General features: G+C 66.2%; 26 protein-coding genes and 1 pseudogene. 9 read left to right on the top strand and 18 right to left on the bottom strand.

Annotated elements, in window-relative coordinates; genetic code table 11:
- Nucleotides 1-89: 89 nt before the first annotated feature.
- A complete protein-coding gene (locus PV761_RS21660; RefSeq protein ID WP_347899666.1) occupies nt 90-818 on the top strand; it encodes a hypothetical protein in 729 nt (242 codons plus the stop codon).
- Between the two features lie 22 nt (nt 819-840).
- Here the strand turns inward: PV761_RS21660 and PV761_RS21655 are convergent, their stop codons facing one another.
- From PV761_RS21655 to PV761_RS21640, 4 genes are all read right to left on the bottom strand, one after another.
- A complete protein-coding gene (locus tag PV761_RS21655; RefSeq protein ID WP_347899665.1) occupies nt 841-2,127 on the bottom strand; it encodes a S8 family serine peptidase in 1,287 nt (428 codons plus the stop codon).
- A 191-nt stretch (nt 2,128-2,318) separates the two neighbouring features.
- Nucleotides 2,319-3,167, bottom strand: coding sequence for an alpha/beta fold hydrolase (locus PV761_RS21650; protein ID WP_347899664.1), 849 nt, complete (start codon nt 3,165-3,167; stop codon nt 2,319-2,321).
- A gap of 299 nt (nt 3,168-3,466) precedes the next feature.
- Entirely contained in the window at nt 3,467-4,372 is a 906-nt protein-coding gene (locus tag PV761_RS21645; RefSeq protein WP_347899663.1) for an alpha/beta hydrolase, read from the bottom strand.
- A 117-nt stretch (nt 4,373-4,489) separates the two neighbouring features.
- Nucleotides 4,490-5,227 carry a hypothetical protein gene (locus PV761_RS21640; protein WP_347899662.1) on the bottom strand — a complete coding sequence of 246 codons (738 nt, stop codon included), beginning with the start codon at nt 5,225-5,227 and terminating at the stop codon, nt 4,490-4,492.
- 289 nt (nt 5,228-5,516) lie between these two features.
- Between PV761_RS21640 and PV761_RS21635 the strand changes: the two genes are divergently transcribed.
- On the top strand, nt 5,517-7,106 hold the full coding sequence (locus PV761_RS21635) for an alkaline phosphatase D family protein (RefSeq protein ID WP_347899661.1): 1,590 nt from the start codon (nt 5,517-5,519) through the stop codon (nt 7,104-7,106).
- Nucleotides 7,107-7,261: 155 nt separating this feature from the next.
- Here the strand turns inward: PV761_RS21635 and PV761_RS21630 are convergent, their stop codons facing one another.
- The 9 genes from PV761_RS21630 to PV761_RS21590 all read right to left on the bottom strand — a co-directional run bounded on the left by PV761_RS21630 (nt 7,262) and on the right by PV761_RS21590 (nt 16,255).
- The gene (locus tag PV761_RS21630) at nt 7,262-7,936 is read right to left on the bottom strand and encodes an SDR family oxidoreductase (RefSeq protein WP_347899660.1); all 675 of its coding nucleotides are present in this window, start codon (nt 7,934-7,936) and stop codon (nt 7,262-7,264) included.
- Nucleotides 7,933-9,177: an exo-alpha-sialidase gene (locus tag PV761_RS21625; protein WP_347899659.1), complete on the bottom strand. Its 1,245-nt coding sequence runs from the start codon at nt 9,175-9,177 to the stop codon at nt 7,933-7,935. Before PV761_RS21625 ends, PV761_RS21630 begins: the two co-directional genes overlap by 4 nt.
- 3 nt (nt 9,178-9,180) lie before the next feature.
- On the bottom strand, nt 9,181-9,972 hold the full coding sequence (locus PV761_RS21620; RefSeq protein ID WP_347899658.1) for an aldolase/citrate lyase family protein: 792 nt from the start codon (nt 9,970-9,972) through the stop codon (nt 9,181-9,183).
- Between the two features lie 61 nt (nt 9,973-10,033).
- On the bottom strand, nt 10,034-11,023 hold the full coding sequence (locus PV761_RS21615) for an aldo/keto reductase (protein WP_347899657.1): 990 nt from the start codon (nt 11,021-11,023) through the stop codon (nt 10,034-10,036).
- Between the two features lie 59 nt (nt 11,024-11,082).
- Nucleotides 11,083-11,916 carry an ATP-binding cassette domain-containing protein gene (locus PV761_RS21610; RefSeq protein ID WP_347899656.1) on the bottom strand — a complete coding sequence of 278 codons (834 nt, stop codon included), beginning with the start codon at nt 11,914-11,916 and terminating at the stop codon, nt 11,083-11,085.
- Nucleotides 11,909-12,799 carry an ABC transporter ATP-binding protein gene (locus PV761_RS21605; protein ID WP_347899655.1) on the bottom strand — a complete coding sequence of 297 codons (891 nt, stop codon included), beginning with the start codon at nt 12,797-12,799 and terminating at the stop codon, nt 11,909-11,911. The genes PV761_RS21610 and PV761_RS21605 overlap by 8 nt, the downstream gene beginning before the upstream one ends.
- Nucleotide 12,800: 1 nt before the next feature.
- Nucleotides 12,801-13,745: an ABC transporter permease gene (locus PV761_RS21600; protein ID WP_347899654.1), complete on the bottom strand. Its 945-nt coding sequence runs from the start codon at nt 13,743-13,745 to the stop codon at nt 12,801-12,803.
- Nucleotides 13,742-14,677 (bottom strand): ABC transporter permease, encoded by a 936-nt coding sequence (locus PV761_RS21595; protein ID WP_347899653.1) that lies wholly within the window; start codon nt 14,675-14,677, stop codon nt 13,742-13,744. Before PV761_RS21595 ends, PV761_RS21600 begins: the two co-directional genes overlap by 4 nt.
- A 3-nt stretch (nt 14,678-14,680) precedes the next feature.
- Complete coding sequence (locus PV761_RS21590; protein ID WP_347899652.1) at nt 14,681-16,255, bottom strand: ABC transporter substrate-binding protein; 1,575 nt, start codon at nt 16,253-16,255, stop codon at nt 14,681-14,683.
- A 186-nt stretch (nt 16,256-16,441) separates the two neighbouring features.
- Between PV761_RS21590 and pdxA the strand changes: the two genes are divergently transcribed.
- The 4 genes from pdxA to PV761_RS21570 all read left to right on the top strand — a co-directional run bounded on the left by pdxA (nt 16,442) and on the right by PV761_RS21570 (nt 22,305).
- On the top strand, nt 16,442-18,826 hold the full coding sequence (gene pdxA, locus PV761_RS21585) for a 4-hydroxythreonine-4-phosphate dehydrogenase PdxA (protein ID WP_347899651.1): 2,385 nt from the start codon (nt 16,442-16,444) through the stop codon (nt 18,824-18,826).
- A gap of 64 nt (nt 18,827-18,890) precedes the next feature.
- Nucleotides 18,891-19,664: a DeoR/GlpR family DNA-binding transcription regulator gene (locus PV761_RS21580; protein ID WP_347899650.1), complete on the top strand. Its 774-nt coding sequence runs from the start codon at nt 18,891-18,893 to the stop codon at nt 19,662-19,664.
- 180 nt (nt 19,665-19,844) lie between these two features.
- Entirely contained in the window at nt 19,845-20,348 is a 504-nt protein-coding gene (locus tag PV761_RS21575) for a hypothetical protein (RefSeq protein WP_347899649.1), read from the top strand.
- Between the two features lie 1,351 nt (nt 20,349-21,699).
- On the top strand, nt 21,700-22,305 hold the full coding sequence (locus PV761_RS21570; RefSeq protein ID WP_347899648.1) for an HNH endonuclease signature motif containing protein: 606 nt from the start codon (nt 21,700-21,702) through the stop codon (nt 22,303-22,305).
- A gap of 40 nt (nt 22,306-22,345) precedes the next feature.
- On the opposite strand, the gene PV761_RS21565 is transcribed toward PV761_RS21570, so the two are convergent.
- A complete protein-coding gene (locus tag PV761_RS21565) occupies nt 22,346-22,870 on the bottom strand; it encodes a DUF2087 domain-containing protein (protein ID WP_347899647.1) in 525 nt (174 codons plus the stop codon).
- A gap of 36 nt (nt 22,871-22,906) precedes the next feature.
- On the bottom strand, nt 22,907-23,581 hold the full coding sequence (locus PV761_RS21560; protein ID WP_347899646.1) for an aspartate/glutamate racemase family protein: 675 nt from the start codon (nt 23,579-23,581) through the stop codon (nt 22,907-22,909).
- Between the two features lie 165 nt (nt 23,582-23,746).
- Between PV761_RS21560 and PV761_RS21555 the strand changes: the two genes are divergently transcribed.
- Nucleotides 23,747-24,472: a hemerythrin domain-containing protein gene (locus PV761_RS21555; RefSeq protein ID WP_347899645.1), complete on the top strand. Its 726-nt coding sequence runs from the start codon at nt 23,747-23,749 to the stop codon at nt 24,470-24,472.
- 129 nt (nt 24,473-24,601) lie between these two features.
- Here the strand turns inward: PV761_RS21555 and PV761_RS21550 are convergent, their stop codons facing one another.
- Together PV761_RS21550 and PV761_RS21545 are read right to left on the bottom strand one after the other, a co-directional pair.
- On the bottom strand, nt 24,602-24,979 hold the full coding sequence (locus PV761_RS21550) for a VOC family protein (RefSeq protein ID WP_320537700.1): 378 nt from the start codon (nt 24,977-24,979) through the stop codon (nt 24,602-24,604).
- A 22-nt stretch (nt 24,980-25,001) separates the two neighbouring features.
- Nucleotides 25,002-25,481 carry a nucleoside deaminase gene (locus tag PV761_RS21545; protein ID WP_347899644.1) on the bottom strand — a complete coding sequence of 160 codons (480 nt, stop codon included), beginning with the start codon at nt 25,479-25,481 and terminating at the stop codon, nt 25,002-25,004.
- A 139-nt stretch (nt 25,482-25,620) separates the two neighbouring features.
- Here PV761_RS21545 and PV761_RS21540 point away from each other — a divergent pair.
- Nucleotides 25,621-25,805, top strand: a pseudogene (locus PV761_RS21540) (DeoR/GlpR transcriptional regulator); the annotation flags it as partial.
- A 59-nt stretch (nt 25,806-25,864) separates the two neighbouring features.
- A complete protein-coding gene (locus PV761_RS21535) occupies nt 25,865-26,167 on the top strand; it encodes a YciI-like protein (protein ID WP_347899643.1) in 303 nt (100 codons plus the stop codon).
- 237 nt (nt 26,168-26,404) lie between these two features.
- Here the strand turns inward: PV761_RS21535 and PV761_RS21530 are convergent.
- Nucleotides 26,405-26,774: pentapeptide repeat-containing protein (locus PV761_RS21530; protein ID WP_347899642.1), on the bottom strand; the 370-nt coding region annotated here is incomplete at its 5' end.

Raw genomic sequence — 26,774 nt, 5'->3', positions numbered from 1 at the left:
GACCAGAACACGTCGCTAGACGGCCATTGGTGGCGTTCCACCCGCCCCGCAACCGCGTTGTTCAGCAGCCTCCTAGGCAGGTGAACGGGATGGCAAACCGCACAAAATTGCTGGTTATGGGCGGAGTAGTGGCCGTCAAGGTTGCGGCGTATCTGGTGTGGCGTCCGGTCATGCTGCGCTGGGGAACGCAGGGCGAGGAAGCCGTGGAGCCTTTGCCCGGTGATGACCAGGTGCCCCGCCCGGCGTTCCAAAGCACGCGGGCCATCACCATCGACGCGCCGCCGGAGAGCGTATGGCCCTGGATAGTGCAAATGGGGATCTACCGCGCCGGGTTCTACACGCACGACCGCGTGGAACGGGCGATGTTCCACGCCCGGTACGTCGAAGGAAAGCACTCGGCGACGCGCATCCACCCGGAACTGCAGGACCTCAAGGTTGGCGAGCTGGTTCCCTATGGCGGTGGCGTGAACGCGACCGTGGCAGAGATCGAACCCAACCGGCACCTTGTCGCGGGAGAGGCGTTCGTGCTGCGTCCCCTCCCGGGGAACCGCACCCGTTTGATCGTTCGCTGCCGTGGGATGGGGTACATCAGTGGAGCGGCTCAGGGCGCTGCGGCCGATGCCCCGGCATTGACCAGGGCCATCGTGTTCGCCCTTCATCGTGTGCCCGGCGCACTGCTGCTGGCCCGCGGAATCGACTTTCTCGTCGCCGACCCGTTGCACCACTACATGGAAGTCGGAATGCTGCGCGGCATCAAGGAACGCGCGGAAGGGACGTACGACGGCGGCGATGCCGGCGTCCTACGTCCCTCGCCGTAGTGGAGCTTGCCCTAGTGGAGCCCTAAGGGCAGCTTCCAGCAACTAGGGGCTCAGTGACGGCCCTGCAGGCGTTCACGCGGCCGTTCGCCCAGAAGGTTTCGGTGCCAGCCTTTCTTTCGGCGGTCGACTGGACTTTTTCCCGGACGGCTGCGTTAGTAGAGCCGGCCGGCGTGCTCCAGACGAGTGCGGCAGTGGCAGCAACAATTGGTGAGGCCATTGAGGTGCCGCTGGCGATGTCATAGCCCACGGACCGGCCGTTCTGCGTGCCGAGGACGAAGGGGTGGATCGGGAAGGTCGAATAGACGTTGACACCCGGCGCCGCGATATCCACCCACTTGGCACCGTAGCTCGAGAAGGATGCCTTGTCGTCCTTGTTGTCGGTTGCGGCCACGGCAATAACGTTGGGGTAGGCGCCCGGGTAGATCTGGGCCGGAGTTCCGGCGTTGCCGGCCGCGGCCACCAGCACCACACCCCGGTTCCAAGCGTTGTTTACGGCCGTCTCGAGCGTGCGTGACGAGACGCGCATTCCAAGGCTCATGTTGATCACCTTGGCCCCATTGGCCACCGCCCAGTCGATGCCTTGGGCGATCGTTGAGCTGGAACCGGATCCGTTGTCATTGAGAACTTTGGCGTCCAGGATGCTGCACTCCGGGCACACGCCGGCGACACCCTTGCCGTTGTCGGCGGTCGCGGCAACGATCCCGGCCACGTGGGTGCCGTGGCCGTATTTGTCTTCGCCGGTTGCTGTGCCACTGAAGTTGATCCGCGCAACGACCTTCTGCGAAATATCCTCGTGGTCATTTGCAACGCCTGAGTCGATAATGGCGACTCGGATGTCCTTTCCTTTAGTGGTGCTCCATGCTTCGACGGCGTCCACATCAGCGTCGTTATCGCCCGCGGTGACAGTCAGCGTGTTGAGGGTGTTAGTAAATGATTGGCCGTCGTTCTGCAGCGCATATTGGCGGGGGAAGAATGTGTCGTCGGTATCGGCGGTAGCGATCTCGTCCGGCTCGGCGTACTCAACCGCCGGGTTCCGGTTTAGGGCTTCGATGAGGTTCAATTCTTTGCCTGCCGGCACCTTGATGAGTTGAGCGCCTGTGCTGCCGATTCCGGCGCCCTCCTTGAGCCCATGTTGGCGAAGCACGCCGGCTGCCGCGCGATTGTCGCGGAATTTAACCATGATTTGTCCCGCGATATGTGAGGACTCTGAGGCCGCGTTACTCGGAACCGCATTGCTTGGGACCGCTGCGGCAATTCCGCTGAAGCCCATGACTACTGCTGCGAAACTAGCTACCAGGATCTTTTTCATTCAGTTATCTTGCGGCAGAATTCACCCACTGGATAGTGCCTTTAGGCAATTCACATTTTCCCGGTTACGGCCGTTGAAAACCCTCGGCGAGGAAGGCCCGCCGACGCCCCAATGCGGGCCGACACGAATCTACGGCGGGCGGCCGGCGTTTGGTGCCGGCCGCCGTCGTGCGTCAGTGGTTCAGCCGACTGCTAGATGCAGGCGGGTTGATAGGCCGGGTCTGCAGGACCCGAAGGCTTGCCCAGTGCATGGGCCACGATCTGGTGCACCACCGGGTCGTTCGGCGTCTGGTCATGCTCGAAGAGATCGGCCGGGCACTTGTCCTGGATGGTGATGTTCGTGACCTGCCGTGCCGAGCCGCTAAGGAACTGGCTGTTGTAGGGAATGACCACTTCGTCGTGGACAGTCGAGATGACCGTGTACGACGGTCCAGCCACGGTGTCGCCGATGGAGTTGAGCTTCTGCATGAACGCCGAGCCCGCCTGCTGGTCGGCGCAGGCCGCGCAGCCCAGGCCGGTGTAATTCGGATCCGCGACAAAGCCAGGCGGCGGGACGATGACGCCTTCGGTGCCGTGGTTGGAGGGTGCGATCCCAATGAGCTTATTGACATTGTTGGCACCGCCGAGGAAGCCCATGTAGTAGCGGGGCATCATTCCGCCCTGGCTGTGGCCCACGAGATCCACCTTCTTGGCGCCGGTGGAGGCACGTACCGCATCCACGAACGGGGCGAGTTCCTGCGCGGAGTTAGCCACCGGGGCGGTGGCATACACGCCGTTCGTCTCGCCGTAGTTGAGGGCGAAGACGCAGTATCCGGCGCTCTTGAGGTACGGCGACAAGGTGGACCAGTTCTTCGCCATGCTCTCAAACGTTCCAGGCACAAGAATGACCGGATACGGATGCTCGGCGCTGGGTTTGCAGGACCAGTCGTTGGCTCCGGGCGGGGCCACGTCCAGGGTGTCCGCCTGGGCTGGGGCAACGGCCAGGGATCCGGCAAGGACGGCGGCTGCGGCGATGGACAGAGTTCTTGCTAGGAGTGACATAGAAACCTCTTTGTTTGCGTGTCAGCGGGGGCGGCCGGCGGTGATGGTCCTCAGTTGCCACCACGCCTGGGCCGGTTTTCCATGCTAGGCAGCAGGGCCGTTCCTCCCGAGCCGGGCTGCACGAATGTGCGGCAAAAAAGCCTCGCACGTCCGAGCCCTCTCCCCGCCCATAAAACGCCCGATTCCGACTGTTGTTACTGGTCAGTAGCTGTCTGGCTCGCACTTTGCGCTTGAGAGAGCTCTCATGCGCCTCTGCACAAACGTGCAAACCGGGCGTTCAGCTCACAGACGGCAGTCCGTTATCCGCCCACTGCCTTCCGGCCCCGCTCCTGCGCGAAGAACCGCAGAGCCCTGTCGGCAACCAGTTCCGGGCAGTGGTCCGCGAGGAAGTGGCCTTCGCCGGGAAGGATCTCCGTGGTCACGTTGCCCCCGCGTCCGGCCCGGTGGCCCATCTCCTGAAGAGCCGCGGACGGCTCCCTGGCACCGATGAGGGCTAGGGTCGGCACCGTGAAGTCGCGTTTGGCGTACGCCCCGAAAATGATGGCCATGAAGGCCGGGAGGATCGTGCCGCGGTAGAGGGCCGAGCCTGCCCGCGCCCTCGCGGGCTGGGACAGCCCCGCACGGTAGAGCTCGATGTCCTCCTCCGGCACTCCGCCTGCGGGCTCGAACGCCGTGAAAAGGTGCCGCATGAACTTTTCGTTCCGCTGCAGGCGTGGGCCGATTCCCGGAGCCGCGACAACGAAGGCATGCCAGAGCTTGGGGAAGAGCCCCAGTAGCCGGGCGTTCGGCCTGATGTGCACGTCCGGGGCGCCCGTGACAACGAGGGCCTGGACCACGTCGGTCCGTTCCATCGCCAGGAGCTGGGCAACGACGGCACCCCAGTCATGGGTGAGAAACCGCGCCCGCGGGATATCCAGCTCGCCCATGAGCAGGACGATGTCCTCGATGAGGGTCCGGGAGTTGTAGCCGCCCGCGGGCGCGTCGCTCCAGCCGAAGCCGCGCTGGTCTACGGCAATCACCCGATAGTGCTTGGCCAGGTGGGGAATGACGCCGTGCCACTCCCACCAGTGCTGCGGGAATCCGTGGAGCAGGAATACAGGCTCTCCGCTGCCCGCCTCCGCGATGTGCATGTTCAGCCCGCGCACGTCGACCCACCGGTGGGTCACACCGTCGAGCTGCGGCATGGCGGCGGCTGTGCCTTGCATGAACCCAAGGTATTACTCACGGGCTGAACCTGTCACCACTTTGCTAGTGGAAACCGTGCCCCACGGTGGGCGGCTTTGCCGCCGGCCGCCGTCGTACTTCAGTGGTTTTTGCTCCTGCTAAGGAACGCCGGCCGCCTGTTCTGCTGCTGCCAGGGTCTGCGAAAACCTGTCCACAGCCAGCTTGTAGCCGGCCGGGTTGCCTGTGTTTCTCTCTTGACCAGCGGCGTGCCGAGCCCTGATCATTGCCGAGGTTGTGGGGAGGGAAGCATCAGTCATGGCCGGAAAATCGAACTGCAGTTGAGGGTCCATCTCGTATTGGCGCCATCGGCGTTCAAGCAGATCGTGACGGTCGGCAGTGCGCCCGTACTCCGTGACATCCGCGAGGGAAAGGTGAGCCAACAACCCCGTGTCAGCGCCCGCGGCCAGGGACACCGTCCTGACCGCCTCAGCCTGGCGGCCAAGAGCTTCTTCGGTCCCCAGCGCCAACGGGGTAACGCCCTTTTGGATGAACTGGACGTTGTACTGGTAAGCCCGGATCTCCGCCGGCGTCATGTAATCAAGATCGCCGGAAGATTTCCTGGCCAGCTCCTTGGAACCATATCGGCTCGCTACGCTGCTGCGAGGGACCGGGAAGAGGAACTTTCCCACGACAAAGCCGAGGGCGATGGCAATCCAAAACGCCCAGCTGGGAAAATCCCACGCTGATGCCGCTACTGCCGCACCCACGGTGCAAGCGGCATGGCCACCCGAAAAGATGACCTTGGTGCGGCCGAGCCGGTACACCCGGCGGGGACGGTCCAGTTGTTTCTCGTGGAATGCCTTGAGCGTGGCGGCCCATTCGCTGGCGTTACTCACCAGTCACTCTCCTCAGTCATGATGACGACATCGCTGTCGACGCTGACACCGGAGACGTGGTGCTGCTCGGCCGTGGCGCGGGCAAACTCAGGCACCGGTGTAGGACTTGACCGGTACGGCCCCCCTGCCCAAAGATACCCCTTCGGAACCGCATCCCGGCCGCGGCAGTGGGTAATAACAACAGCTAAATCCCGGACCTAAGCCGCCTCGACAACGTTTGTCACGCAGTTAACCGCCCATTCATATATCCCTCAGAACCTGTCCAACCAGCCTCTCTACGGTCGACTGCATGGAAAACATTTCTCGCAGATCCCTTCTTTCCGCCAGCCTAGGGGCTGGTCTCGTGGCCGCCCTGCCGGGTGCCGCGCTCGCTACGTCAACCGCGGACGACGCCGGTCTCCGCACCGATCCGTTCATGCTCGGCATCGCTTCCGGCGAGCCGTGGCCGGATGGCTTCGTGATCTGGACCCGCCTGGCCGTTGACCCCGTAGCCGAGGACGGCCTGGGCGGGATGCCCTCCCGAAACGTCGCGGTGGCATGGGAAGTGGCTGAAGACGCGGGCATGCGCGCTGTAGTAGCCCGCGGCGTCGAGAACGCCCGGATCGAAACCGCCCACTCGGTGCACGTCGAACTCAAGGGCCTGCGGCCGGGACGGGAATACTTCTACCGGTTCCGCGCCGGCAAGCACATCAGCCCGGTGGGACGCACCCTCACCAGCCCGGCACTGCACGAGACGCCGGCGGCGCTGGCCATGTCGTTCGCCAGCTGCGCGCAGTTCGAGCACGGCTACTTCACCGCCTACTCCCGGCTGGCGCAGGACCACCCGGACCTCGTCCTGCACCTCGGTGACTACCTGTACGAGTACAAGAAGGGCAGCTACGTGATCGGCGGCGGCAACCCGCGCGACCACGAAGGGCCCGAAACCACCACCCTGCAGGGCTACCGGCAGCGGCACGCCCAGTACAAGTCCGACGCCGATCTGCAGGCTGCGCACGCCGTCGCACCGTGGCTGGTGGTCTGGGACGACCACGAGGTGGACAACAACTGGGCGGACGACGTCCCGGAAAACAAGGACGCCAACCAGCTGAACGACACCACCGAGCGTTTCCGGCAGCGCCGGTCTGCTGCGTTCCAGGCGTACTACGAGAACATGCCCCTGCGCGCCTCGTCCGTGCCGGCGGGTGCCGACATGAAGATCTACCGGACGCTGCAGTGGGGTCAGCTGGCCAACTTCCACATGATGGACACCCGGCAGTACCGTGACGACCAGCTCGCCGGCGACGGCTGGCGCAAGAACGTCAGCGAGCGCCTCGCCGAGGACCGCACCATCACCGGCGCCGAGCAGGAGAAGTGGCTGCTGGACGGCTTCAGGAATTCCACCCAGCGCTGGGACATCCTCGGCCAGCAGGTCTTCTTCGCCGAACGCGACCGCGCCCAGGCACCCGAGATCGACGACGTCTCCATGGACGGGTGGGACGGCTACGCCGCCTCCCGCCGCCGCATCACCCAGGGCTGGGTGGACGCGAACGTTCGCAACGCCGTGGTCCTCACCGGCGACGTGCACCGCAACTGGGCCAACGACGTCAAGGTGGACTACAAGGACCCCGCCTCCCCCGTGGTCGGCTCGGAGCTGGTCTGCACCTCCATTACCTCCACCGGCAACGGGACGGGCTCCACGACGGACCCGACCATGGCCTGGAACCCGCACCTGAAGTTCTACAACGACAACCGCGGGTACGTGAACACCCGCATTACGAAGGATGCGCTGACCGCTGACTTCCGCGTGCTGGACTACGTCACGACGCCGGGTGCGGCTGTGAGCACGAAGGCCTCCTTTGAGATTCGGGACGGCGTTCCGGGGCTGCAGGCCCAGGCCTGACCCCTGCGCCGGGGAGGCGGACGACGGCGGGCGCGTGTCCGCCGTCGTCCGACCTTGGTTGACCGCGCCGTACCCGCCCCCCCCCCTCGAAACGAGAAGCACAGATAGGACGCTCTCTCACGCGCAGGTAGTGAGAGAGCGTGGGGGGGTAGGGGTTAGAGGGAGGCGCCGCCGCAGATGACGTAGTTCTGGCCCGTGATGGATTTTCCGTGCGGGCCCAGCAGGAACGCGGCCAGGGCGGCCACGTCCTCGGGGTCCACCAGGGCGCCCAGTGCCGGCATCCGCACCGGGGTGGCCGCCCGGCCGGGGTCGTTCAGCATCGGGGTGTCGGTCGGGCCCGGGGAGAGCACGTTGACGGTGATCCCCCGCGGCGCGAGCTCCTGAGCCCAGGTCCGGCCCAGCCCCATCAACGCAGCCTTCGTGGCCGCGTACTGGCTCTTGCCCGGCGACCCCGTGGAGGTGCGGCTGCCCAGCAGCAGCACCCTCCCGCCGTCGGGCATGGACGGCACCACGGCGTTGGCCAGCGCACTGGCGGCGGCCACGTGGACGGTGAACATTCCCGCCAGTGCGGCCGGGTCCAGCTCGCCCAAGGGCGCGGTCCGCTGGAACCCGGCGGCGTGCACCAGGGCATCCGCCGGCCCGATGGCCTCCACAATGCTGCCCAGCGACTCCGGTTGCGAGAGGTCGGCCTGAAGCCACTGAAACCCCTCCCCCAGCGAAGACCCGGTGCGGCTCAGTCCGGTCACGCGCCACCCGTCAGCCAGCAGGCGTTCCGCAATGGCCTTGCCGATCCCCGAGCTCGAGCCGGTGACTATGGCGTGCTTGGTCATGCGTCCCCGCCGGGCGTGGTGGTGCCGTCGTACGCCCACTGCGGGTCCACCCGGACGAACTTGATGGCCTGCCGGAAGTACGTGTAGGCGATGTTCAGCGCACCGTCCGGGCCCTGGTGGATGGACGGGTAGGAGTATTCGCGGTTGAGCCCGTCGCGGGAGTTGTTAGACAGGCAGTACCCGTCCCCCACGTCCAGGTTGCGGCGGATCGGCCACGAACGGCCCGAGTCCTCGGAGATCGCCAGGGTCATCGGCGAGCGCGGGGTGCCCCAGAATGCCTTCCGCGAACCGTCGTCCTCGGAGAAAGCGGAAGCGTCCGGCTCGGCGAGCTGCCCCTGTTCCTCGGCCAGGCCGTCGTCGTCGATTTCGTCGTAGAGGGACAGCCGCCGCTCCGTGTTCTCCTCCGCCCGGCTGTGGTTGTAGACCAGGGCCAGGCGGCCGTCGGCGAGCGCCGTGAACTGGATGGAGGAGTTGTTGTTGGGCAGCTCAGTGGGGACCGGTTCGCTCCAGGTGGAGCCGCTATCGGTGGAGCGGGATTCGTAGATCGAGTCGGCCCAGCGGCTGCGGAACAGGGCCAGCAGGGTGCCGTCGGCCACGGGCTGGATGTTCATGTGGACGCAGCCCAGGCTCCCCGGCAGGACGTGCTCTGTCCAGGTGGCGCCGGCGTCGTCGGAGATCATCACTGCGCTGTCGTCGCTGTTACCCACCCACTTCTCCCCCGGCGTGGTGATGCAGCGGAAGATCGGCACGATCAGGCGGCCGGACGGCAGCACCACCGGAAGCTGGCGGACGAACACGCCGCCCGTTGCGTTTGCGGGGAACAGCGTTTCCACCTCGCCCCAGGTGCGGCCGCCGTCCGTGGACGTACGACGGCGGACCTCGGCGGTGTCCTGGTTGCCCGCCCTCTGCGCGGTGTACAGCAGCCACAGGGAAGTATCAGGCGCGGTGAACAGGATCGGGTTCTGTTCGGACCGGGTGGAGTCGTCGGAGAGCTGCTGCGGTTCGGACCACTGGCTGCTGCCGGGCTCCAGCGTGGAGAACCAGATGGAGATGTCCGGCACGCCTTCCTGGGTGCCGCCGAACCAGACGCAGCCCAGCCGGCCGTCCGGCAGGGTGAGGAGGTTGGCGGCGTGGCTCTGCACGGTGGGCGCCGGGAGGTAGGCGAAGTCCGCGCCGTCCGCCCGCTTTACGGTCCCGTCGGGGGTGATGGTGCTGTACGCGTCGGTGGTGGTGTTCGTCATGGGTCAGCTCTCCTGGGTTCCGGCGTCGGAGCGGGCAGCGTCGAGGTGGGATTTCGCGATCTGTTCCAGGTGCGTCAGGTCCGAGGCGATGGTGGTGAACGTGTAGCCCTGCGCCAGCCGCTGGTTGGCCACCGTACCTGCCGGGGTGTGGATGCCCGCGGCGATGCCGGCTGACGCGGCGGCCTCGGCGATGGTCTCCAGCGCGGCGTTGAATTCGGCGTCGACGGCGGGATCCCCGGGGAACGCCCCGCCCACGGCGATCGCCAGGTCGGACGGTCCCACGTAGATGCCGTCCAGGCCTGGGGTGGCGCAGATTTCCTTGACGTTGGCCAGGCCTTCGGGGGTCTCGATCATGGCGAAGACCAGGGTGGTGGCGTTGGCGTCGGCGGGCTTGGGGCCGATCCGCAGGGCCGAGCGCATGGGGCCGTAGGAGCGGCCGCCCAGCGGCGGGTACTTGGCGGCGGCCACGGCGGCGGCGGCGTCCTCGGCGTTGTTGATGAGCGGGACGATGACGCCCACGGCGCCGGCGTCGAGCGCCTTGCCGATCGCGGTGAAGTCGTTGGCTTCCACGCGGACCATGCCGACGGCGGTGTGCCCGGCGTCGATGGCCATCAGCCCGTTGAGCACGCCCGAGTAGCCGAGCAGGCCGTGCTGCGCGTCCAGGGCCACGTAGTCGTAGCCGAGCCGGCCGATGCGTTCGGTGGCCACGGGCGCGTCCAGCACGGCCCAGTAGCCCACGGCCTGCTCACGGGCGCGGATCTTGCGGGCGAATTCGAGGGCCAGTTGGGAGGTCATCAGAGTCCTTCAGTCATTGTCGGTACAGGGAAGCAGTCAGTTCAGGGAAGTTGGTGAGAAATCAGCGGTTGTAGGCGGGCATGGGGCCCCTCAGCGAGGTGCCCACGGCGTCGCAGGCTTCCACGACGTCGGCGGGCAGCGGCCCGTTGGCCACGGCGGCGATGTTGGACTGCAGCTGTTCCACCTTCGAGCCGCCCAGCAGCATCGAACCCACGCCGTCACGGTAGGCGAGCCAGCGCAGCGACAGCTCGGCCAGGGAAACCCCGGCATCGGAGGCTATGCGGGAGAGCTCCCCGATGGCGTCGAACAGCTGCTTGTCCCAGTAGCGCTGGGTGTACATGGCGGCCAGTTTGGAGTCGCCGTAGCGGCCCTCGGTGGGCTTGGCGTCGAAGCTGTGCTTGCCGGTGAGCAGTCCGCCGCCCAGCGGGTTGTAGACCATGGTGTGGACGTTGTGGGTGGCGGCGAATTCGAGGTATTCCTCCTCCACCCGGCGTGCCACCAGGTTGTACAGCTGCTGCGCGACCACGGGCCGCGGCGCCCCCACTTCACGGGCGGTGTGGATGACGTCGGCAATCTGCCAGGCAGCGAAGTTGGACACGCCGAGGGCGCCGATCTTCCCCTCGTCGAACAGCTCGGCCACCGTAGACAACGTCGAAGCCAAAGGCGTGGCCCGGTCCGGCTGGTGCAGGTAGAACAGGTCGATGCTGTCCACGCCGAGCCGGCGGAGGCTCCCCTCCACGCTGGCACGCAGCCCCGCAGGCGACAACGGCGAATTCGAGCCGTGGTCCGCGTGCGGCATGCCCGCCTTGGACGCGAGAATAACGTCGCCGCGCCGCCCCTTCAGGAGCCGGGAGAGCATTTCCTCGGTGGTTCCCCCGACGTAGGCGTTGGCGGTATCGATCGTGGTGATGCCGGCGTCGAGCGCTTCCTCCACCATCCGCCCCGCGGTGGCCTCATCGACAGTGTCGCCGAACGTCATGGTCCCCAGGACCAGCCGGGAGATGGGAAGTTTCAGGCCGTCCACCTGGGCGCCTTCGGGCTGCTTGCTCATGCGTTGATTCCTTGCGGTTGCTTTGGTCTGTAGGTACGGAAGGGGTCAGGCCTGGTTGGCTAGTTCGATTGGTTCGAGAGGGCCAGGGAGCGGACCAGGTGCCGCGGCTTGAGGCCGGTCATGGTGGAGGGGTCCAGCGCGGCGCGGCGGAGTTTGCGGGTGTAGTCCTCCTTGGGGGCGGTCAGGACGGACGCGGTGGAGCCGTGTTCAACCAGCTTGCCGCGCTGCATCACCATGACGGTATCGCTGATCTCCTGCACCACGCCAAGGTTGTGCGAGATGAACACGTAGGTGATTCCGGTTTCGTCCTGGATGGATTTCAGGAGCCGCAGCACCTGCGCCTGCACGGAGACGTCCAGCGCGCTGGTGGCTTCGTCGCAGACCAGCAGTTCGGGCTTGGAGGCGAGCGCCCGGGCAATGCCGATGCGCTGGCGCTGGCCGCCGGAGAACTCGGACGGGTGCTTGTCCAGGGACTTGACCGGCAGGCCCACCTGGTCGATCAGCGTGGCGGCGGCCTTGTGCCGCTCGGCCTTGGACCGGACGCCCTGCAGCTTCAGCGGTTCGGCCACGATTTCCTGCGCGGTCATGTGCGGGTCCAGGGAGCCGTACGGGTCCTGGAACACCATCTGGAACTTGGAGCGCAGCGGCCGCAGCTTCGCCTCGCTCATGGACGCGATGTCCGTGCCGTCGAGGTCGATGCGCCCGCTGGTGGGGGTCACCAGCCGCATCAGCGCCTTGGCGATGGTGGATTTGCCGCAGCCGGATTCACCCACGACGGCGATCGTCTTGCCTTTGTCCACGGAGAAGGAGACGTCGTCCACGGCACGGAAGGTGCCGCCCGGCACGTGGTAGTCCACCACGAGGTTTTCGACGGCGAGGAACGGCTTAGTCATGGCTTGCTCCAGTTGTGGTCAGGGTGGTGGCGGCGGGGGTCTCGTCCCACGGCCCCAGGACGGGCACGGCGGCCAGCAGGGCCCGGGTGTATTCGGTGGCGGGGTGGTCCACAATCTGCTGGACGTCGCCGGACTCCACGAAGGAGCCGTCCTTCATCACGTGGATGCGGTCCGAGATCAGCCGGGCCACGCCCAGATCGTGCGTGATCATCAGGATGCCGATGCCGCGCTGTTCCTGCAGTTCCAGGAGCAGGTCCAGGATGCCGCCCTGCACGGTCACGTCCAGGGCCGACGTCGGTTCGTCCGCCACCAGCAGCTGCGGTTCGCTGGCCAGGGCGATGGCGATCAGCACGCGCTGCAGCATGCCGCCGGAGAGCTGGTGCGGGTACTTCTTCAGCTGCTTCGCCGGGGTGGGGATGTGCACCTGCTCCAGCAGCCGGACGGCACGGGCCTGCAGGGCCCCCTTGTCCTTGGCGGAAGCGGCCCCGGCGATCCGGATGGCCTCGAAGAGCTGGCTGCCGATCGAGTGGACCGGACTCAGCGCCGTCATGGGGTCCTGCGGGATCAGCGCCAGGGTCTTGCCGCGCACCTTGTCGATCGCCTTGGGATCGGCGGTGACGTCGACGCCGTCGATCAGCACGGTGCCGGAAAGCACCGCAAGGTCCTCGGGCAGCAGGCGGAGGATGCCCATCGCCGTCGTCGATTTACCGGAACCGGACTCACCGATGATGGTGACCGTCTCGCCCCGGTGGATGCTGAAGCTGACGGAGTCAACGGCGCGGATGATGCCGGCGTCGGTGATCAGTTCCACCTGGAAGTCGCGGACCTCCAGGAGCGGCTGTTCGGTGAACTTCGGCTGTTCGGTGACAGTGGAAGCGGTCATGTCAGGCACCCTTCTTCTTGCGGCGGGGACGGTCGCGGAGGCCGTCGCCCAGCAGGTTCACGCCCACCACCATGAGCACGATCACCAGGCCCGGCAGGGTGACCATCCACCAGGAGGTGGTGATGTAGTCCTGGCCGTCGGAGATGATTCGGCCCCAGGTGGCGAAGGGGCGCTGCGGACCGGCGCCCAGGAAGCTGAGTGCGGATTCGAGCAGCACGGCCTGGGCCAGCAGGAGGAGCACCACCAGGGTGGCCTGCTTGATGACGTTGGGGATGATGTGCTGGATCAGGATCTGGATCCGGTGCAGGCCCAGGATCCGGGCTGCGGAGACGTAGGGCTTTTCGCGTTCCACCAGCACCATGGAGCGGGTGAGGCGGGCCACTTCGGGCCATTGGGCGATGGCGATCACGAAGGTGATCACCGGGATGGAGGGGCCGAACAGGGCCACCACCAGGAGCAGCATCATGAGGAGCGGCAGGGACATCTGGGCTTCGAGGAGCCTCGAAACCACCGTGTCCACCCAGCCGCCGAAGTAGCCGGCAGCCGCGCCGAGGATGATGCCGATGGCGCCGGAGACCAGCACGGCCAGCAGGCCGATGGTCAGCGAGACCTGGCCGCCGTGCAGCACGCGGGAGAGGAGGTCGCGGCCCAGCTGGTCGGTGCCGAACAGGTGCCCGTCCGTGAACGGCGGCAGGCGCCGGGCGGAGAGGTCCTGGAAGTTGGCGTCCGGCAGCGGCAGCACCTGGGCCAGAATGATCGGGATGATCACCAGCAGAGTGCAGACGGTGCCCACGATGAGCTTCCATTTGGCGGCATTACGACGGCGGGTGGCGCCTGCCTTGGCGATGTCCGCCTTGGTGACGGCGCTGGGGCTCGGCTGCCGGGCGGAGCTTCCGGAAGCGAACTGTGACGAACCTCCGGTAGGCGTTGCCGTATCGATGCTCATGCTGTTGCCGCCTTTCCAAGACGAACGCGGGGATCAAGGAGCGGGTAGGCGAGGTCGATGACCAGCTGGACGGCCACGGCCAGCAGCGCGGTGAGGAGGACCGTTGCCTGGATGAGGGGGTAGTCGCGGGTTTCGAGGGCACGGACGATCAGGGAGCCGACGCCGGGCCAGGCGAACACCACTTCCACCACCACCACGCCGTTGAGCATGGCGGCGAAGCGGGTGCCGAGGGCGGTGAACACCGGGATGGCGGAGTTGCCCATGGCGTAGCGCCACGTCAGCACCGAGTTCCGGACGCCGCGGGAGCGGGCCACCGTGAGGTACGGGGCGGCGAAGTTGGCGGTCATTTCGCGCCGGACCATCCGGGAGATCAGGGCGATCTGCAGGATGGCGATGGTGATGGTGGGGAGGACCAGCCCGCCCCAGGTGGCGAAGCCGGAGGCCGGGAAGATGGGGATCAGCACGGCGAAGCCGGTGAGGAGCATGATGCCGGTCCAGAAGTCGGGCATGGACTGCCCGGCGATGGTGAGCACGTTCACGCCGAGTTCCTTGCCGGTGTCCGGCCGGCGGGACATCCACACACCCAGCGGGATGGCTACGACGGCGGTGAGCAGGATGGACGCGGTGGCCAGGGTCAGCGTGTACGGCATCCGCTCGGCCACCACCTGCATGGCGGGGGCCTGGAAGGAGTAGGACTGGCCCAGGTTGCCGGTGAACAGCTGCTGCAGGAAGATCCAGTACTGCTCCAGCACCGGCTTGTTCAGGCCGAACTGTTCCCGGACGGCGTCGAGCTGTTCGGTGGTGGCCAGCGGTCCGGCGTAGGAGACGGCGGGATCGCCCGGGGCCATGCGGATCAGGACGAAGACGGTGGATACCGTGAGGAACACGGTCAGCAGGCCCTGTCCCAGGCGCTTGAGGATGTAGTTCGTCATGGCTTAGGCCTCCAGCCGGGCATCAACGAGGGGGTAGGAGTTGGTGGGTGCCAGGTTGATCCCGGACACCCGCTCCCGGTGGGCGAGGACGGACTTTGGCACGAACGCCCAGGCGCAGGGCCAGGTGTCCCAGATGGCCTGCTGTGCCACGGCCAGGAGTTCCTGCCGGCGGGCCGGGTCCACCTCGGAGGAGGCGGCCTGGATCTTGGCCTGCACGTCCGGGACCACGTAGCCCTGGTAGGTGTCGCGGGTCTTTTCCTTTTCGGGGGTGCCGGCGTACATGCCCTGCATCATGGTGATGGCCAGGCCGGTGGGGCTGCTGAAGCCGTTGCCCAGCAGGTCCCAGTCGCCCTGCTTGCCCTGGCGCCAGGCCAGGATGTTTCCGCCGGGTTCGAACTGCTGGAGCTCGGTCTTGACGCCGATGGCGCCGAACATCTCCACCAGGGCCTCCATCACGGAGGTGTCGGAGGCGAACTCGCCGGTTTCCCAGATGATCTTGAGGGTGAGGTCCTTGACGCCCAGCTCCGCGAGCCGTGCCTTGGCCTTCGCCGGATCGTAGGTGTAGGTGCCGGTCTTATGGTAGCCGGTGAGGCTGGACGGGGTGACGCCTTCGGCCGCGCTGACGGAGTCCACCAGCACGTCCTTCACCAGCGCCTCGCCGTCGATGGCCCAGCTGAGGGCTTCGCGGACGCGGACGTCGGCCAGCGGGTGGCCGGCGGGCTTGCGGAAGTTGTAGAAGATCTGGTTCAGGCGGAGGCTGGAAGCTTCCTTAAGTTCGACGCCGGGAAGTCCGGCGAGCTGTTCGCGCGAGTCGGGCGTGATGGAGTCGATGATGTCCACCTCGCCGCTGCGCAGCGCGATGACGCGGCTGGATTCCTCGGGGAGGAAGCGGACTTCCACGTTCTCCACCTGCGGGGCGGGGCCCCAGTAGTTCTGGTTGCGGGCCAGGCTGTAGGTGCCGGCGCCGCGGTTGAACTTGGTGACCACGTACGGGCCGGTGCCCAGGCCGTCCTGCAGTTCCTCCGGCTTGTTCTGCGCGGCGGGGGTAATCAGGATCATGCTCATGAGCGAGTCCAGGATGGAGACGGGCTTCTTGGACACCATCTTGAAGGTGCGGCTATCCACGGGCACCACGGCGGGGAACTCGGGGAAGAAGCCGGCCACGAAGGAGCCCTGCACCTGCTGGTACATCTTCAGGGCGGTGGCCACGTCCTCGATCTTCACGGGGCTGCCGTCCGAGTAGCGGATGCCGTCGCGGAGCCGGACGGTCCACTCGGTGGGGCCGGTCATTTCGAAGCGGTCCGCGAGGACCAGGACGGGCTTGGTTTCGGGGCCGATGGCGGTGAGGCCCTGGCGGACGGAGCGCTGCACGGTGACGGCGGCGTCGAACTGGTTGAGCTTGTTGTCCAGGCTGACCAGGGACCGGTTGAGGGCCAGGGTCAGGGTGCTGGGTCCCGGCAGGCCGGTGGGGCCGGCGCAGCCGGCGAGGCCTCCTGTGCCCAGCAGAAACCCGGCCGCGGCGCCGAACTGCAGCAGCCGGCGGCGGGAAATCTCACTTCCTTGAGGAAGAACGGTCATCGTTGACCTCTCGGTAGAACGGGGACGGCGGCCTGCCGGTTGGCTGCGCCGAATGTTGTCTCCATCACTTTGCCACTCCTGCGCGAATTGCGCAACCCATCTAGCGTGATTCGCGCAATCGTGCCATGATGAATGCAATCCCGCGTTTGGCGGGGCCCAACCGACTACTAGCGCGAGAGGAGCAATGTGGCTTCCGTGTATGTGCAGGCCGACGATTTCTCCGGCGCCGCGGAGGTTGGCTACTGCTTTGTGCAGCATGGGCTGTCCGCGCAGGTTTCGCTGGGAACGCCAGTTCTTCCGGGAACGCACGACGGCGGCGCCTCCTCTGCGGGGCAGGTCACCGATGTGGTGGTCACCGATACGCACTCCCGCGGGCTTTCCGAAGCCTCCGCCGGGGCACTGGTGGCTGAGGCGTTTTCCGGTCCTATAGCTGCGGCCGCGCAGGTGGCCTTCAAGAAGATCGACTCGCTGTGGCGCGGGAACGTCCGCGCCGAAATTGCCGCGCTGACCGGGCTGGGCTACCACGCGGTTGTTGCCGGGGCACTCCCCCAGCTGCAGCGTTCGGTGCTTGATGGCAAACCGCTGGTCGCCGCAACTCCCCTGGCTCAGACGGACTTGTGGCAGGCCGAACTGGCCGCGCCGCCTGCTGACATTCCTTCCCTGCTCCGCCCGGAGGATCCGGGCTCGGTCCACACCCTGGACCTGGCCGTGGTGCGGTCCGGCTCGCTTCCCGCGACACTGGCCGGTCTGCTGGAATCCGACCGGCCCGCGCTGGTGGTGGCGGACGGCGAGAGCGTGCAGGACCTGGAACACGTGGTGGATGCCCTGCTGGAGATTGGCTTCAGCGCCGGCGGCCGCCGCGTGGTGCTGGTAGGTACCGGCGGAACGGCTGACGTTCTCGCGCAGCGGCTGGCTGCTCAATCTGCGCGAAATGCGCAGTCCGGGGCACCGGCTGACGCAACCGCCGCGGAACTGCAGGTGGGCGCCAGGCCGGTGCTCGCCGTCGTCGGCTCCGCTTCCGGGACCGCGCAGGCGCAACTGGCGCGGCTGGAGGCTCGCGGATTCACCGTGGTCCGGCTGCACCCGCTGTACGCGGGTGCCACCGGGAGGTACCAACCGCAGCTGGACGAAGTCCGGCAGGCCCTGGCGGCCGGGAGCAACGTGGCTGTTACCCTGGCCGCCGCAAAAGTGGACCCGGCGAAGGCCGCGGGCATCGTCCGGGCGCTGTCCGCCTTCGCGGCCGAGGCAGCCAAGGGAACAGGCGCTGACATGATCCTCACCGGCGGGGAGACGGCCCGGGAAGTCCTGGACACCGTCGGCCTCCACCGGCTGGTGCCGCTCGCGGCCGTGCAGCACGGGGCGGTGCTCAGCCGCGCCGGGGACGGAGCGCTGGTGGGCACCAAGCCCGGCAGCTTCGGCGATGACCTGGCCCTCCTACAGCTTTACGACGAAATCCGGGAGCGCCGCGGCCGGTCCGCGCAGGCTCCCGCCAATACCCTTCCCCGCAAGACTTCCGAACGATCTGGAGCAGACATGACCACCGAAGCAGCAAGCAAGACCGAGCAGGACGCCCTCCCCTACGTGGCCGTCACCATGGGCGACGGCGCCGGGGTGGGGCCGGAGGTGGTGGTGGCCGCCGTGCTGGATCCGCAGAGCAACGCCGAGTGCCGGCCCGTGGTGATTGGCGACGCGCTGCGTCTGCGCCAGGCCGCGGAGGTCCTGGGCATCGAGGCGGACGTCCGGACGATCGAGAAGGTGGAGGACGCGGTGTTCACGCCGGGCCGGGTGAACGTGATTGACCTGGCGCTGCTGCCGGAGGACCTGCCGTGGGGGCAGCTCTCTCCCGTGGCCGGCCACGCCGCGTACGAGTACATCCGGGTGGCGAGCGAGCTGGCGATGGCCGGGCGGGTGCAGGCCATCTGCACGGCGCCGCTGAACAAGGAGGCGCTGCACGCGGCCGGGCACATTTTCCCCGGGCACACCGAGCTGCTGGCGCAGCTGACGGGCACGGAGGAAGTGTCCATGATGCTCTCCACGCCCAAGATCCGGGTGATCCACGTGACCACGCACATCGGGCTGATGGACGCCATCCGCAAGATCAACCCGGACCTGGTGGAGCGCACCATCCGCCGCGGGCATGAGGCGCTGGTCCGGGCGGGCATCCCGAACCCGAAGATCGGCGTGTGCGCCATCAACCCGCATGCGGGCGAGAACGGGCTGTTCGGCCAGGGCGAGGAAGCGGAGAAGATCGAGCCGGGCGTAAAGGCCGCGCAGGCTGCCGGGATCGACGTGACGGGACCGCTGCCCGCGGACACGCTGTTCTTCCTGGCCGGCCGGGGCGATTACGACCTGGTGGTTGCCATGTACCACGACCAGGGGCACGGGCCGGTGAAGGTGCTGGGCATCGAGGCCGGCGTGAACATCACGGTGGGCCTGCCGGTGATCCGCACGTCCGTGGACCACGGCACCGCCTTTGACATTGCAGGCAAGGCGATCGCCGATTCCCGCAGCATGGTGGAGGCCCTGCATCAGGCGGCGGAAATGGCCACCCGGCCCAGCGTCGCCGTGTAGCAGCACTGTTTTAGTGGGGGCCGGAACTAGCATGGTAAGCACGCCCACGCGAAGGAGACCGGGAATGCTGAGCGCAAATGCCAGGCGCGAGGAGATCTACCACCTTGCCGTGACCACCGGCCTGGCGTCCGTGGAGGAACTGTCGGCCCGGTTCGAGGTGACGGCCTCCACCATCCGCCGCGACCTGGCGCTGCTGAACGGACAGGGCCGGCTGGCCCGCACCTACGGCGGGGCCATGGCCCTGGGCGCGCACCCGGAGGCGTCGCTGCGGCAGCGCACGGGTGAGGCGTTCGAGCAGAAGCATGCGATCGCCCGCTGGGCGGCGTCCGTGATCCGGCCCGGGGAGAACATCCTGCTGGACGCCGGCTCCACCGTGGGTGCCCTGGCGCACGAACTGCGGGGGTTCGAGAAGCTGTCCGTGACGACGCCAGGCATCAACACCATGCAGGAGCTGGCCGATTCGGAGGGCATCGAGGTGGACTGCCTGGGCGGCAGGCTGCGGAGCCTTTCGCAAAGTTTTGTGGGTCCGTTGGCCGAGGCTGCGCTGGAGCGGATGAGCTTTGACCGGGTGTTCCTGGGCGCCGACGCCGTCACCGCCGAGGACGGCATCTGCGAGGCCGACCACGCCCAGACCCGGCTCAAAGAGCTGATGGCGCGGCGCGGCCGTTCCGTTTATGTCCTGGCGGACTCGTCCAAGCTGGGCCTTCGGCCGTTTCACGCTTGGGCGCGGCTCGCTCTCCCGTGGACGCTGGTGACGGACGACGGCGCCGACCCCGAGCAGGTGCGGAAGTTCCGGGACGCGGGGGTTGAGGTTGAGGTGGCTGGCGTAACCCCCTAGTTTTTTTTGGGAGAGCGCGCTACCGATTGAGATTAGTACGCGCGTAACCCTAATCTCCGAATGTGGGTAGGGGCTACTCGTGGTTGGCGTGGCAGCCGCCGCATATGCTCCAAGTCCTTGCAGTCAGGGACTTGTCCCGTTCCGGGGGAATTTCAGTCAGAAGCTACGGAGAGTACTTCAATGAAAAATTGGCTCACTCGCATCGCCATGCCCGTCACCGTCGCAGCCGCAGCCGCATTCGCCGGAGTGGCCGGCCCCGCCGCCGCCGCTCCACCTGTTCCAAATCCCACAAAACCATTCTTACTTCAGGAAGCCTTCGGAAACGACTGTCCGGGCTTCGACGTCACCGCCACACTGACCGGTAAATTTAAGGAAATCCCCCTAAGCGGCAATCAGAAAATTCAAATCGCTCCCGCCACCACGATAACCCTCGAAGCCAACGGCAAGACCCTAAAGTACGTGATTACGGGGGCTACCCATATACAGCTTTTGCCCGACGGCACGGAAGAAGTGAAGTCGACGGGGAGGAACCTGCTGATTGTTCCCGACGTTCCGGGTCCAGCTGTAGAGGGGCTCTTCCTCACGACCGGCAACGTCAACTACGCCCGGACTACCACTGGAGGGGAAATAAGAAGGTTCTCTGGCCCAGGTCAAGTGGTGGACGTCTGCGCGCTACTCAAGTAGGGCTCCAACGGCCAGACTAGGCGCTTCCGGCAATATGGGGAAGCGCCTAGTCGCCGTTAAAGCCATGTTGGCCTGAGTCTCCCTTGCCGAGCCACAGACTTGTCCTATTGGACCCGCAGTCTGGCATCTATGCCCGCAGCGCTGAATTCCGGCGCCTGCGCTGCGTGGCGTTTGGGCGGCGGGCTGGCCGCACTCGCCGGCTTCATCCCCAAGAAATACCGACCATGGTGAGCCCCCTGACAGATCCCTCCAGGCTCGGCCCGACGCCCTTCTACGCCTAAGCACGTTCCCGGTAGAAATCTATCCTGGCCCGCCATGAGTCCCGGTGGATTTGAACCATGTTTGGGCTGAGGGGCAGTGATACTCCTGCATCTGCGCGGCCAGAGAGTGCCTGAGGGACGGCCGCGACCTCTCGACTCAGCGGCGGGTCTTCTTGCGCCAAACCTGAGTAGAACTTGCGGAGACCTTGACGCAGGACGGTCAGAATCGCCTCATCGCCCTGCCTCTTTACGTCAGGAAACTGGCTTAAAGGCAGCGAGCAAACTCGCATCATTACGCATTTTTGGGGGCAATAAATGAATTCACTTTTTCCACGCAATGAAGCGCGAAAGTGGGTCAACAATGAAGTTGGCCATACGCTCAAGGCTTCGCCGCGGTCATGGATATCTCGACGTCAAGTGGCTGGTGGGGCGCTCGCAGTCGTCGTGGTCATCTCAGCTACGGCCTGCGGAGGTCAATCGGCGGCATCTATCGGCGCCTCTCCTGCCAGCGAGTCCGAAACCGCGACAGCAACGCCGACACCCACTCCGACCGCACCGGCATCATCCGCATGCGTCACAGAGAACGCGACTGAAAAGTACGCGCCGAAGGTTTTCATCTGCACCAAGAACGACGCCGGAAAACTGATGTGGTTGGAACATTCGGAGTCCAAACGGGTAACGGAAGCGAGGGCTGCAGCGGCCGCGAAGGCCGCCGCCGATCAGGCAGCGGCAGAGAAGGCCGCCGCCGACAAAGCAGCCCAGGAAGCTGCTGCAAAAGCAGCCGCAGAGCAGGCCGCCGCGGAGGCGGCCCGTCAGGAAGCTGCTGCCGCAGAAACCGCCCGCCAGCAACAAGCTGCTGCTGCAGCCGCGGCAGCCGCAGCGGCAAAAGCTCAGACGCCAGTGCGGCCTGCCGCCCCCGCAGCTCCGTCCGGATGCGACCCGAACTACTCAGGAGCGTGCGTGCCCATTGCATCTGACGTCGATTGCGCCGGAGGGAGCGGCAACGGTCCTGCGTACGTGAGGGGACCTGTCAGAGTCGTCGGATCTGACATCTATGGCCTCGACCGAGATGGGGACGGCCTGGGGTGCGAGTGATAACCACCGAGGCGGCAGAGCACTCGATGGTGGGACTGAAGCGCATCTACTGGAGCCGGATGGCTTTGCGCTTGGCATATGCGGCCGTGATGATGTGGCTGGCAATCTCCGTCTTCCTGGCCCTGATGCCCAAAGCGAACGTAGTCGCCGGGAGCGGTATATCCTCGGTGACCGAAGTAGCGCGCGGAATGTTGGACCGCGTTCTGGCTGTGGCTGTCCTGCCCGGCCTGTTTCTAGTGGTCCTGGTCATTGTTGCCGCCACCATTCACGGCCGGGACGTCCGACGCCGGGACCCGGTTAGGCGTTTCACCCGCCAGCAGCGCCGCGACGGCATGGCCCGGGCTGCTGGTCTGTGTGAGATGGAAGCCGGCTTCCGGGACCGCTGTTCAAGGCCCGCTGAACACGGAGACCACTTTTACCCCTGGTCCAAGGGCGGATCAACCAGCCTGAGAAACTTCGTCGCCGCCTGCGCGAGGTGCAACCGGGCCAAGGGCGCCCGGATTCCTTCGCCAGGGCAACAGGAACGGATCGAACGACGACGGCGGGAGCACGTTGCGCCGGACGGTTTGGTGAGCGTGGGGGAACGGCAGCCGCTGCCCTAGCTGAAGCACCGGAGTGTGCAAAGCCTGACTCGGGCCGGTCTCATGCCGGCCGCGAGTATGAGGAACCCGACGCGGTCCTCTCCAGCAGCCCGAAGTCGACAGGGTAGCGGCGCAGCAGCACCACGTCGTCCGTGTAGCTCAGCAGCCGCTCGTTGACCTGCCGCTCGTTGACCTGCCGCTCGGTGAGGTCCTCCCCCGGCTGGATGGCCTCGTCCACGATCCAGGCCAGGAGTTCGCGCCGGTCCGCCGCGCTGGCCGGGTACCTGTCGATCCGGCCCAGGCGCAGGAATCGGTCCACCCCGGTTTTTGGCTGCCGCTTTGGCTGCTGTGACAGGAGATTGTGAAAGATCGCCTCGGAGGCTTGATAAGCGTTGTTTCCCGTCCGCTCCACCAGCCCGGCCTCCAGCAGGATGGCGATGGCCCGGCTGCGGCGCTGCTCCTTCGCGTCGGCAAGGACTTCCTCACCAAGCACGATCTGCGCATACGCAGTCCGCGCGTCCCGGCTGGCGAGCGCCGCCACCACCCGGCGCCAGTGCGGTCCGCTGTGTCCTGACGGTCCGTTCATTGCCTCCACCTCCAACTACTATTCGGAACCGCCCTGTCAGCGGGACGGGAGGACTGCGGCGACCGCTTCGACGGCGGAGCGGGGGCTCGTGAGGACCGGGGTGGCGAGCCCGGCCAGCAGGGCGGCGGCAGGTTCCATGCTCGCCTGGGCGAGGACGACGACGTCGCAACGGTCGGAGAGGGCGCGCGCAGCCTCCGCGATGCGGGAGCAGTAGTCCTCCGCATCTCCGCTGAGGAAGGCGTCCCATGCGCCGTCCACAACGGAGACCTCGATAGATACATCTGCTCCCGCGTCCGCAGCCTCCTCGGTAAGAACACGTGTGGTCGGCTCGACGGTGCTTGTCAGCGCCGCGAGGACACCGATCCGCGGACTCAGGGTGACGGCCCGGCGAAGCATCGGCCGGTCGATCCGGATCACGTCGAGACCGTCTCCTGACAGTCCTTCCGCGACCTCGCCGAGTGTTGAGCAGGTGCAGAGGACCACCTCGCACCCGGCCTCCCGGAGTTCCGCAAGGTGGCCGGCTACGATGGCGCGCACACGCTCCGCTGTGCCGTCCTGTCTGGCGAGTTCCAGAGCTTCGGGATCCACCCGGTGGACCGTGCGGGCGGAGGGCAGGAGCTCCCGGGACAGTGCCTCGAACGTGGCGACGTGGACCTGTGCTGTGTGGAGGAAGCCTACGGCGCCGGGACCGTCGGGGCGGAGTTCGATCATGGGGCCTGACTGTAACAGAACAGGGGCGCCGTGCCCTGAGGCGCCGTGCCCTGACCGTACGCCCGCCGTCGGAATCCGCGTCCCATTGTGCGGCGTTGGGGCAGCCGATACGATGCTGCCGGGGAGAGGTCCTGGTCTGCCATGACGAACGTTAGGGGCCCAGCAATGACCGACTTCTTCACCATGCAGCCCGGCGAGACCGCGGCCCCTCTGCCGGCCGGGCCCGTCCGGTGCACAGGGTCGGCAGCCATGCGGCGCATCCACCGCTTCTTCCTGTGGGCCTACGACGAAGCGCCCGGCCTGGTCCGTTCTGCAGCCGCTGGCGACACCGCCCGTTCCACTTACGTGGGAGAAGTGCTGGGCAACTTCGACAAGGTCCTCCATATCCACCATGAGGGCGAGGACCTGCTCATGTACCCGCAACTGGAGGAGCGGGCACCGGCATGCGCGCTGCACATCGGGCAGATGCTTGAGCAGCACAGGCAGGTCACACAGCGGCTGGAGGACATCGAGCCTCTCCGCCTGGGGTGGATGGAAACGGCAGACGCAGAGGATGGCAAGGAACTCGCTGGGCGTTACGAGGACCTGTCGGCTGTCCTCAACGTGCACCTGCGCCGCGAGGTCACTGAACTGATGCCCGTCGTGGACAGGGTGATGACCGAGAAGGAAGTCAAGGGCGTCGGGCAGCACGGGATCGATCAGTTCGACAAGAAGTTCCTGGTCTCCTACCTCGGCATGGTGCTGGCCACGAATCCGCCCGCGGACCGTAATGAACTGTTCAAGGAGATCCCACCGCCGGTCCGGCTTGCCTACCGCCTCGTCGGGCGTCGGCTGTACCGGAAGCAGTATTCGACGCTGTTCCCGGGACGCCCGATTCCCGGGACGCTTTAGGTATCAGAACTTCATCGCGGCCTGCGCTAGGCCAACAGGAATGGATACGACCACGGCGGGACTACGTTAGGCCCGACGGTCCGGTTAGCGCCGTCGAACAGCAGCCGCTCCCGTAGCCCCGGCGTCCGGTCAGGGGTCAAGCCGTCTCCGCAGGAGGCAGAACTCGTTGCCTTCAGGGTCAGCCAGGACGTGCCACTGCTCGCTGCCTGTCTGCCCGACGTCGGCCGGACGGGCCCCAAGGGCAAGCAGGCGTTCCAGTTCCGCGTCCTGGTCCCGGTCCACCGGGTTGACGTCGATGTGCAGAGGGAGGCGTCCGGTGTGTGGGTTGCTGCTCGGGCTCAGGATGATGGTCGGCTGCAGGCCGCCGAACCCGGCGTCCGGCGGGCCGATCTCGATGGCACCGTCCTCCCGGCCCAGTTCGACATATCCGAGCACCCCGCTCCAGAACCCTGCGAGGAGTTCCGGATCTGAGCAGTTGAGGACCAGTTCGCTGATACGGGAGACCATGAACGCCAGTGTACTGCGGGGCCTATTCGGCGATGTCCTCTGCCCAGAGGTCCGGGTTGTCGGCCTGAAAGGTGCGCATCATGTCGACAGAACGCTGATCATCCAGGACCACCACCTCCACCCCGCGTGTCCGCAGGAGCTCCAGTTCGCCGTCGAAGGTGCGTGCTTCGCCCACCACCACGCGGGGAATCTTGAACTGGACGATGGTTCCGGCGCACATGGCACACGGGGCGAGGGTGGTGTAGAGCGTGGTGTCCCGGTAACTCTTCTGCCGGCCGGCTGCGCGCAGCGCCGACATTTCTCCGTGGGCGATCGGATCGGCGCTCTGGACGCGTTCGTTGTGCCCGCTGGCAATGACCACGCCGTCCCGGGCAAGCGCCGCTCCGATGGGGATGCCGCCCTCAGCCAGGCTCTTCCGGGCGGCCTGATAGGCGGCTTCGAATGCCGGGTGGGCGGCGCGGTCCAGTTCCGGCGCACCCGATGCGTGCTGCTCATGGGTCATGGCGTCATTCTCACACGGAAGGTTTCCAAGGGGCTTGTCGATCCGCCGAACGAAGGAGGGAAGGACGACGGCGGCACTTGGCTCCCGCCGCTGCCTTCAGTCCGTGCCGGGGAAAAAGCTGCTCCCCTTGTGCCGACAGGCGCGGCGATGGCGCTCGGTTTACATTTTGGCGGACTCGTCCAAGCTCGGGCTGCGGCCGTTTCACGCGTGGGCACAGCTGGCACTCCCTTGGACGTTGGTGACGGACGACGGCGCCGACCCCGCCCAGGCGCAGAAGTTCCGGGACACGGTGTACAGGTTGAGGTGGCTGCGGTCTCTGGGTAGGTCCCTTTGGGTGCGCTGCTGCAAGAACGATTGAAATCCTAGCCGGAATAGAGATACGCATGCACGCTGTGCTCGAATACACCTTCGCTGACAACTACCTTGAAAGCCGTGAAGCGTACCGCGGCGTCCACCTCAAGGCGGCGTGGCAAGCCGTTGAGCGCGGCGAACTTCTGCTGGGCGGAGCCGTTGGCGACGGACCCTTCACTGGGCTGCTGATATTCATTGGCGAGAAGGCCCTGGAGACCGCACAGGCCGTTGCAGCCGCCGACCCTTACGTCACCGGCGGCGTCGTCACGTCGTGGACCGCCCGCGCATGGACAACAGTGGTTGGAGACGAGGCGGTAACACCCATTCGTCCCTAAGACCCGAACGCCCCTCGCCCAGAACGTAGGCCCTTACCAACCAGCTTGGGGCCCGTTATCCCGGACGCCAGGGTATAGGTCCGCCTAAGGCTCGACGGTAGATCCATTTCCACAGCGGGGCCGGCACAACAAATCCAAAGGGGAAGGGGTTAGGCACCTAGTGACGGCAGGAGCCTGGACTGGGCCGAAAACCTGAAGATCAGGAGCTTAGCCCCAGAGGAAGGCAAAGAACAGAAGTCAGGTGTTGGAATCCCAGTTCTCATCGCAAGTATTGCCGAGTATCGGCGGCGTAAAATCTTTGGGCCACTTGGTCAGCTCGTCGTAGCAAATAGTGTCGCTGCCGTTCGTCAAAACGGCCTTGTCTAATTTTCGAGAGAGGCTGAGATCCGTCCCTCGGACGTTAGCCAGAATAAGTTCCGATCCTTCAAAGTCGACTAATTGGAGATGTGCCCTTTGAAGGTTCGCCGCAAGTAACTTCGCGTGAGACATGTCGGCCCCAACAAGAACTGCATCGGAAAAGTCTGTTTTGACTAGCCTCGATTTTTCATGATGGTCGGTGATGGTCGCTGGTTCGTGCCGGTGTGTTGATCGGCGGGTGTTTTCTGTT

It is taken from the genome of Arthrobacter sp. CC3 (assembly GCF_039907775.1).
Classification (GTDB): domain Bacteria; phylum Actinomycetota; class Actinomycetes; order Actinomycetales; family Micrococcaceae; genus Arthrobacter.
This window is presented reverse-complemented; position numbering and strand designations above follow the sequence as displayed.